The 8,160-nt window shown below is 38.9% G+C and carries 9 protein-coding genes; 4 read left to right on the forward strand and 5 right to left on the reverse strand.

Annotated elements, in window-relative coordinates:
- From BCG07_RS13925 to rpmH, 5 genes are all read right to left on the reverse strand, one after another.
- Positions 1-827 (reverse strand): tRNA modification GTPase (locus tag BCG07_RS13925; RefSeq protein WP_286890616.1); only part of this gene is annotated, 827 nt, incomplete at its 3' end.
- 134 nt (positions 828-961) lie between these two features.
- Positions 962-2,638 carry a membrane protein insertase YidC gene (gene yidC / locus BCG07_RS13930; RefSeq protein ID WP_010558114.1) on the reverse strand — a complete coding sequence of 559 codons (1,677 nt, stop codon included), beginning with the start codon at positions 2,636-2,638 and terminating at the stop codon, positions 962-964.
- 8 nt (positions 2,639-2,646) lie between these two features.
- The gene (gene yidD, locus BCG07_RS13935) at positions 2,647-2,922 is read right to left on the reverse strand and encodes a membrane protein insertion efficiency factor YidD (protein ID WP_006793977.1); all 276 of its coding nucleotides are present in this window, start codon (positions 2,920-2,922) and stop codon (positions 2,647-2,649) included.
- 126 nt (positions 2,923-3,048) lie between these two features.
- The gene (gene rnpA / locus BCG07_RS13940) at positions 3,049-3,474 is read right to left on the reverse strand and encodes a ribonuclease P protein component (RefSeq protein WP_006793978.1); all 426 of its coding nucleotides are present in this window, start codon (positions 3,472-3,474) and stop codon (positions 3,049-3,051) included.
- A gap of 7 nt (positions 3,475-3,481) precedes the next feature.
- Positions 3,482-3,616, reverse strand: a complete 135-nt coding sequence (gene rpmH, locus BCG07_RS13945; protein ID WP_004335215.1) for a 50S ribosomal protein L34 — start codon at positions 3,614-3,616, stop codon at positions 3,482-3,484.
- A gap of 518 nt (positions 3,617-4,134) precedes the next feature.
- Here rpmH and dnaA point away from each other — a divergent pair.
- The 4 genes from dnaA to BCG07_RS13965 all read left to right on the forward strand — a co-directional run.
- Positions 4,135-5,523 carry a chromosomal replication initiator protein DnaA gene (gene dnaA, locus BCG07_RS13950; protein ID WP_243532162.1) on the forward strand — a complete coding sequence of 463 codons (1,389 nt, stop codon included), beginning with the start codon at positions 4,135-4,137 and terminating at the stop codon, positions 5,521-5,523.
- Positions 5,524-5,536: 13 nt separating this feature from the next.
- On the forward strand, positions 5,537-6,640 hold the full coding sequence (dnaN, locus tag BCG07_RS13955; RefSeq protein ID WP_006793980.1) for a DNA polymerase III subunit beta: 1,104 nt from the start codon (positions 5,537-5,539) through the stop codon (positions 6,638-6,640).
- Positions 6,641-6,655: 15 nt separating this feature from the next.
- The gene (gene recF / locus BCG07_RS13960; protein WP_243532164.1) at positions 6,656-7,750 is read left to right on the forward strand and encodes a DNA replication/repair protein RecF; all 1,095 of its coding nucleotides are present in this window, start codon (positions 6,656-6,658) and stop codon (positions 7,748-7,750) included.
- A gap of 12 nt (positions 7,751-7,762) precedes the next feature.
- On the forward strand, positions 7,763-8,160 hold a 398-nt coding region (locus tag BCG07_RS13965), incomplete at its 3' end, for an ATP-binding protein (RefSeq protein ID WP_286890621.1).

The raw sequence follows: 8,160 nt of genomic DNA on the forward strand, positions 1-8,160 counted from the left end.
TCACGAAGACCTGCGGTATCGATAATATGCAGTGGCATGCCATCAATATGGATGTGTTCGCGCAGTACGTCGCGGGTGGTACCTGCTATTTCGGTTACGATTGCTGCCTCTCGGCCTGCTAGGGCATTTAGTAAGCTTGATTTACCCGCGTTAGGACGACCTGCAATCACAACACGCATACCTTCGCGCATTATGCTTCCCTGTTTAGCTTGGTCAGTTACGGTGTTTAATTGGTTTATAATTGCGTTTAGATCGCCCGATACTTTGCCATCTGACAAAAAGTCTATTTCTTCATCTGGAAAGTCGATTGCTGCTTCTACGTACATACGAAGATGAATTACTTTTTCAACCAGTGTTTCAATGTGTTTAGAAAACTCACCTTGAAGTGATTGTAAGGCGCTTTTAGCTGCTTGTTCACTGGTGGCATTAATTAGGTCACTAATTGCTTCTGCTTGGGTTAAATCAAGCTTGTCGTTCATAAATGCACGCTCTGAAAACTCACCTGGTTTTGCTAAACGTACACCTTCTATTTTGCTAATTTCTTTAAGTAGCATATCAAGCACAACTGGACCACCATGACCTTGCAACTCAAGTACATCTTCACCAGTAAATGAGTTAGGTCCGGCAAAATAAATGGCAATACCTTGGTCAAGCTGATCGCCATTTAAGTTTTTAAATGGTACATAATCGGCGTATCTCACTTTTGGTATTTTACCAATAACTTTTTCAGCAACGCTTTTGGCAAGGCTGCCAGAAACCCGAATAATACCAACACCACCACGCCCAGGTGCGGTTGCTTGTGCTGCAATTGTGTCTTGATTGATCATGCTATTTAATTTACCAACAATGTCTACGTTATGGCGCTATTGTAACCTATGAAATTACCACTCGCGAATGCTCTGATAAAAAATGGGCAATAAAAAAGGCGACCTAAGTCGCCTTTATAATAAGTAGGGCTAAGTTAGCCTCTTACTTTTATTCCTTTCTTTTCCATACCGCGATAAATATAAAGCATTTGCGCGATTGAAATAAGGTTAGATACTAACCAGTAAAGTACTAAGCCTGATGGGAACCATAAGAAGAATACAGAGAAGATAACCGGCATAAAGGTCATCATTTTTTGCTGCATTGGATCGGTAACCGTCATAGGTTGAAGCTTTTGAGTTATAAACATACTTGCACCAAATAAAATTGGTAATACGTAGTATGGGTCTTGTGCTGATAAATCAGTTAACCAAAGCATAAACTCAGCATGGCGAAGTTCTGTTGATTCTAAAAATACATAAAACAACGCTAAGAAAATAGGCATTTGTAGCAAAATAGGGAAACAACCACCCATTGGGTTTACTTTCTCTTTTTTGTACATTTCCATAGTAGCTTGACCGAATTTTTGACGGTCATCACCATATTTTTCTTTAAGAGCTGCCATTTTTGGTTGAAGGGCACGCATTTTAGCCATTGACGTATATTGCGCTTTAGTTAGCGGGTACATCAATGATTTAACAATAATAGTGATAGCAATGATTGCTAAACCCCAGTTACCTAAACCGCCAACATTTATATCAAACAAGCCAAAGAATGAACCTTCGCCAGAGTATAAAAACTTCAGTAGTTCAAATAGTGGCTGTGAAATAAACCATAACCAGCCGTAGTCTACAGTTAGGTCTAAGTCAGGGTGAAGCGCTTCTAATACATCAGACTCTTTAGGGCCCATGTAGTAAATAGAAGTAATGGTTTGCTCTGAACCGGCTTGAACATTAACAGGTTCTGCTTTTGTACCAATGATAGCGGCGTTACTGCTTGTAATTAAGCTATAAAGGGTGTTGGTTTGGTCTTGCTTTGGTACCCACGCACTTACAAAGTAATGTTGAATAAATGCAATGTAACCACCTTGCGTGCTTTCATTTAGGTTTTTGTCGGCCATGTCAGAAAAGCTATACTTTTCGTACGGTTCTTCGTCTGTACCGTAAGCTGCACCTAAATAGTTTTGATCAACTAAGCTGCCTTTTTCTTGTACTGTGCGCTTAACTTGTGTGTAAAGCTGCACTTGAATAGGGGCACTGGTTGTATTGTTTACTGTGTATTCTAAGCCAACATCATACTGACCTTTTTTAAATACATACGTTTTAGTAAAGCTAACACCGTTGCTATCAGTAAACTGTAACGGTACGCGTAACTCATCACCTGTTAAGGTATAAGACGTTTGTTCGCTGTGGTAAGTAGGGCGACCGTTTGCAGATGCGTCTGGGCCATTTAAACCAATTAAACCACTTTGTGAAAAGTATTGATTACCATCAAATTCACCCAGCAGCATGAAAGGTGTTTCTTCGCCTTTCACTTCTTCGTATTGAAGTAAGTCCGATTCAACAATATCACCACCTTTGGTGTCGATTTTAACTTTAAACACATCTGTTGTTATTTCTATAACAGAACGTTTAGCTAATGTTGTTGAAGCCGGTAAGCCAGAGTCTGACGATGAAGGTATAAAATCATCCGATTCAGTTGAATTTGCTTGTTGCGTTTGTGTTGTGGCACTTGGATCGACTTTTGGCTGGTTATAATCATTATTCCATTCTTGGAACAATAAAAACGACACTAGCATTAGGCCAATGAATAAAAACGTGCGTTGCGATTCCATAACAGCTCTTATTTCTCGTGTTGGTGGTTAATATGGGTTATTTTTTCAGGTACTGGGTCATCACCACCTGAATGTAAAGGATGGCATTTTAATATGCGTTTTAATGCTAACCAACTTCCTTTTATCAATCCATGCAATTTAATTGCTTGAATTGCGTAATGTGAGCAGCTTGGATTAAAACGACAATGCGGACCTAATAGCGGGCTAATCCACTTTTGATAACCGCGGATCAATAACACTAAACATAATGTCGGTAAAGCAACAAGTGGTTTGAGTAACCTCATGATGTTTATGCCCCTAGTTAAATTTAGTGAGATAGATATCATGTATTTAAAGGCTCTATTGGAAATTTTAAATGCATGATTAAAAGGTGAGCTAAAGATACATTAATTAACCCTGTAATTCTATTGCTATTGGGTTTGTTTATTAGATTTAGCTGATTTGTTTGGGCGTTTCTTAAAGGGTGGAGGCTTAGGTGCACCTGGTTTACAGCGTTCGTTGATTTTTCGCCATAACTTGGTCAGTTGCTTGGTTAATTCTTCATTAGACTGCTCGTCAATGCCATTTTTAACCATAAGCACAATATCAATGTTATCGATGTTGTGTTGATTTAAACGAAAACTTTCGCGAGCAAGACGTTTAATACGGTTTCGTTGGCATGCCTTTTTTACACGTTTTTTAGCAACAGTAAGTCCTAACCTAGGTTTTTCTTGGTCATTGGGTTTAGCTAATAGAGTAAAGTAAGGAGTTGCAGCCCGAGCGGGTTCGTTAAATATACGAGAGTAATGCGAGGGAGTTAACAGACGTAACTCCCTGCCAAAGCTAAAGTCTTCCACTTATAAATTAAGCAGAAAGAACTTTGCGGCCTTTAGCGCGGCGACGTGCTAATACTTTACGGCCATTTACAGTTGCCATGCGAGCACGGAAACCGTGTGCACGTTTGCGTTTTAAAACGCTAGGTTGAAAAGTTCTTTTCATAACAATCTCATCCGATCGGTTAAAGTTAAAACATCCTATGCAGGTCGCGATCCTGGCACAGGTGCCATTGCGAGCGCGAGATATTATAGATGAAACGACCTAAAGTCAATCATAATTACGCGTTAAGCACCGTGTTTATTAAGCAGGCAGTTAGTGATCGTAAAGCGCGATCTAGTAGGATCATCATAAATAAGAAGTTTTCCACAGCCCTTGTATAAAAAGTGAATAAAAGCGGGGGAAAAGTAAATTGGATCGTAAAATTGGTTCGCGATCTTGGTGTTATTTTGTTATGATCTGTTATCAGGCTAATAATTAAAAATTTAATTAAATCAGGTTGTTAGCTTTTTTTCATGTCGTTATACATAATTTTATAAAAATCAGCCTTTTACTTGTGGATAAAGTGCCTTCATAATACTTGGTCTTGGGCCGCTTATTTGGCTATTTAAACGCAATAAATGCATGGTTTTTAACCATTTTTGATGTGCGGGAATAAAAATTATATCTCTGGGAGTTTAACTGTGTATCTGTCGGTTTGGCAAAGTTGTTTATATGTATTGCAAGATGAATTGCCTTCGCAGCAGTTCAGTATGTGGGTAAGACCACTTCAAGCAGAAAGTACCGAAGATACTCTGACTATTTATGCACCTAATCGCTTTGTGCTTGATTGGGTGAGAGAAAAATACCTTAACCGCATTAACGAACTACTCGTCGAGATTTGTGGTGACGAAGCACCGGAACTTCGTTTTGATGTAGGTAGCAAACCACTTTTAAGTACACAGGTTGCACCTGCTACAGAAACACAGCCTGCACCCAGTATTCAAGCATCAGCAAAGCAACAGCCGCGTGAGCAAAAACCGGTTGTTGAACCCGCACCTAAATCGGGCTATAAATCAAACATTAAAGAAAACTACACCTTTGATAGTTTTGTTGAGGGTAAATCTAACCAATTAGCAAAAGCGGCTGCAACTCAAGTGGCCGATAACCCAGGCTCTGCATTTAACCCTGTATTTATATACGGTGGTACGGGCTTAGGTAAAACGCACTTACTCCATGCTGTAGGTAATGGCATTATGGCAAATAAGCCTGATGCTAAAATTGTGTATATGCATTCAGAGCGTTTTGTACAAGATATGGTTAAAGCACTACAAAATAATGCAATAGAAGAATTTAAACGTTATTACCGTAGTGTTGATGCATTAATGATTGATGACATTCAATTTTTTGCCAATAAAGAACGTTCTCAAGAAGAGTTTTTTCATACCTTTAATGCGTTGCTTGAAGGTAATCAGCAAATTATTTTAACTTCTGACCGTTACCCTAAAGAAATTGAAGGGGTAGAAGACAGGCTTAAGTCTCGTTTTGGTTGGGGATTAACAATTGCTATTGAGCCACCAGAGCTTGAAACACGTGTCGCTATTTTGATGAAAAAGGCGCAGCAGAGTAAAATAAATTTACCTCATGAAGTGGCTTTTTTCATTGCAAAAAAATTACGGTCAAATGTACGTGAACTTGAAGGCGCACTTAACCGTGTAATTGCAAATGCAAACTTCACTGGACGTCCTATTTCTATCGACTTTGTAAAAGAAGCACTGCGTGACTTATTGGCGCTGCAAGATAAGCTCGTCACAATTGATAATATACAGCGTACAGTGGCTGAGTATTATCGAATTCGTGTCTCGGATTTACTTTCTAAACGCCGAAGCCGCTCTATAGCAAGGCCTCGTCAGGTTGCTATGGCGCTGTCTAAAGAATTAACCAATCACAGTTTACCTGAGATTGGAGACGCGTTTGGTGGTCGTGACCATACAACGGTTTTGCATGCGTGTCGTAAAATAAAATCGTTACGTGATGAAAGTCACGAAATTAAAGAAGATTATCAAAATTTAATAAGAACATTGTCATCTTAGGGCTGACTTTTTTATGCAAATAACAATATCAAGACAACAATTTTTAAAGCCATTGGTTCAAGTATCGGGCGCAATTGAGCGTAAGCATACGTTACCAATTTTATCTAACGTTTTGTTAGTAGTAGAAAACGGACAGCTTTCGATGACAGGGACCGACCTTGAAATTGAATTAGTGTCTGGTGTTTTTGTTGGTGATGATATTGCCGATACAAAATTAACTTTACCTGCTAAAAAGTTACTCGATATTTGTAAAAGCCTACCTGAAGGTTCAGACATTACGTTAAGCTTACAAGACCACCAGTTGTTATTAACGAGTGGTAAAAGTCGTTTTTCACTCACAACGTTATCAGCGGCTGACTTCCCTAATTTAGAAGAGTGGGATGGTGAAGTTGAATTTCAACTAACGCGTTTAGAGCTTCGTAAATTACTTGAAAGCACGCACTTTTCAATGGCAAACCAAGATGTACGTTATTACTTGAACGGTATGTCGTTTGAAGTTGATAACAGCGATATTAAAACGGTGGCTACCGACGGGCACCGCTTGGCGATTGCACAGAAAAAACTTACTCAATCACTGAATACTCAACGCCAATTAATTATTCCACGTAAAGGTGTGCAAGAAATCATGCGCCTTATGGTTGCCGACGATGAGCTAGTGACTATTCAATTCGGTGCTAACCACATTCGCATTATTGACATTGAGTTTACGTTTACCAGTAAACTAGTTGATGGTCGTTTTCCTGATTACCGTCGTGTACTTCCACGAGGCGGTGATAAAACAATTATTGCCAACCGTGAATGGTTACGAAATGCTTTTCAGCGTGTATCTATTTTATCAAATGAGAAGTTTCGTGGCGTACGCTTAAACTTATCAAATGGTTTATTAAAAATTACTGCCAATAACCCAGAGCAAGAGCAAGCTGAAGAGGTTGTTGAAGTAAATTATCAAGGTGATGAGTTAGAGATTGGTTTTAATGTTTCATATGTTTTGGATGTATTAAACACATTAAAAACTGAAGATGTACAGTTTACGTTAGCAGACTCAAACAGCAGTGCACTAATAGAAGGTGCTGGTGATGATGAAGCAATGTATGTTGTTATGCCTATGCGTTTATAAGATCACAAACATATAATGAGCTTAAGTCATTTGAGCCTCAAATATTTTCGTAATATTGAGGCGCTGACGCTAGAACCTGTTAATGGCGTAAACATTATATATGGTGAAAATGGCAGCGGAAAAACCAGCCTTTTAGAAGCTATTTATTACCTTTCTCACGGCAAGTCTTTTAGAACACCAAAGCACAAAAGCATTATTGCACACCAACAAGAGCAATTTGTAATTCATGGCCGTAAGACGGTACATGATTTATCAATTCCTATTGGTATTAGCAAAACGCGTTTAGGTGAAACAAATTTAAAGATTCAGGGAAAAGCGAGCCGAAAAATATCTGAGCTTGCACAGCTTATGCCTGTTCAAATTATTACGCCTGAGAGCTATTCCTTATTTTTTGGTGGGCCAAAAGAGCGTAGAAAGTTTTTAGACTTAGGTTTGTTCCACGTGGAACATGAGTTTTTTTACTTGTGGCAATCGTTTAATAAAGTATTAAAACAGCGTAATGCTTTACTAAAATCTAAGCCTAAGAATTATTTTGACCAAATTAAGTTTTGGGACAAAGAATTTGTTAGACTGGCTGAAGAAATAAATAAATTAAGATTGGCGTATATAAGTAGGTTTAAGCAGCAATTTTTTGATAAAATGTGCCCAGAATTAACGCTTATACGCGATTTAGAAATGACGTTTAATGCAGGCTGGAAAGAGAGTGAATCTCTTGCAGATGCGTTAGAGCAAAACTTTGAGCGAGATGCTCGCCAAGGATTTACAAGTAAAGGCCCACATAAGGCCGACTTTAGTTTCAGTGTCGCTGGCAACAGTGTAGAGAATACGTTCTCACGCGGGCAGTTAAAGTTATTATTGTATGCGTTAAAAGTAACGCAAAATAGCTTAATTGAGTCAGAGACCGATAAGCAATCTATATTGCTAATAGATGATTTACCCTCAGAGTTAGGCGAAGATACAAAAGAGAAAGTTGGGCAATTATTGTCTCACTGCAGTTCTCAAATATTTATCTCTTCAATTTTATCTGAGAGTATTTCTGCTGTGGTGGAACCCATGCAACGAGAACTAAAAATGTTCCACGTGAAACATGGCAACCTAATAACAAGATAAGTGGGATTAACCATGTCTGAGAATTATGACTCGTCGAGTATTAAAGTACTTAAAGGATTAGACGCAGTAAGAAAGCGTCCTGGGATGTATATAGGGGACACCGATGATGGCACAGGCTTACACCACATGGTGTTTGAGGTCGTTGATAACTCAATAGACGAAGCCCTTGCTGGTCATTGTGATGATATTTTTGTAACGATTCACTTAGATGGCTCTGTATCGGTTAGAGATAATGGCCGTGGTATCCCAGTGTCTATCCATGAAGAAGAAGGCGTTTCTGCTGCCGAAGTAATCATGACGGTACTTCATGCTGGTGGTAAGTTTGATGATAACTCTTATAAAGTATCAGGCGGCTTGCATGGTGTGGGTGTTTCGGTTGTAAACGCACTTTCAGAAAAATTAAAACTAAC

This window comes from Pseudoalteromonas sp. ESRF-bin5 (assembly GCF_002632075.1).
GTDB lineage: Bacteria > Pseudomonadota > Gammaproteobacteria > Enterobacterales > Alteromonadaceae > Pseudoalteromonas > Pseudoalteromonas marina.